Source organism: Rhodococcus jostii NBRC 16295, assembly GCF_001894825.1.
In the GTDB taxonomy this organism is placed as follows: domain Bacteria; phylum Actinomycetota; class Actinomycetes; order Mycobacteriales; family Mycobacteriaceae; genus Rhodococcus_F; species Rhodococcus_F jostii.
The window spans coordinates 1-678 of record NZ_BCWY01000272.1; the positions used below are offsets into that span (position 1 = coordinate 1).

The 678-nt window shown below is 63.3% G+C and carries 1 protein-coding gene; it reads right to left on the reverse strand.

The annotated features are described in order from the left end of the window. Positions 1–678: 1-hydroxy-2-glutathionyl-2-methyl-3-butene dehydrogenase (gene isoH, locus RJ1_RS45150; protein WP_255284986.1), on the reverse strand; the 678-nt coding region annotated here is incomplete at both ends.

The following is a 678-nucleotide window of genomic DNA, read 5'->3' on the forward strand; positions in this document are numbered from 1 at the left end:
ACCACTGGAGGAAGGTTCCGTCCGAGTGTTGGAATCGGCCCGAGTTCTCGGGGGTGAGGTTGTCGATGTTCTTGATCAGCCCGGCGGCGGCCTGTTCCGGGGTGATGTAGGTGTGCTCGCCGGGGAAGTCCTTGGTCAGGTCGGTGGCGACCATGCCCGGGTGGAGCATCAGCACGCTTATGCCGTTCTTGGACAGGTCGTGGTGCAGGTTCAGTCCGGCCATGTTGGCGGCGGCCTTGGAGATCCGGTAGCTGTACATGCCACCGGAGGTGTTGTCTCCGAGGGATCCGACCCGGCTGGTGACGATGCCGACCTTCGCGCCCTCGTTGAGCAAGGGACGCGCTGCTTCGATCGTGCGCAGCGGTCCGAGGGTGTTGATCTCGATCTGTTTGCGGACGAGGTCGTAGTCGATCGTTCCCAGGTCGTCGAGCCACATGACGCCGGCGACGTGGATCAGGGAGTCCAGTGTGGTACCCGCTTCGGTGAGCCGTGACGCGAGCGCTTCGACCGATTCCTGCGATGTGACATCGACGTTCGGCTCGACGGTGATGCCGTCGGAAATGAGGTCGGCGCCGTCGAAGAGGCAGGCGGCGATGACGTTATCGCCGCGTTCGTGCAACTGGCGGACGATCGAGTGTGCGATGCCTTTGTCGGCACCGACGACCAATACGGTGGACA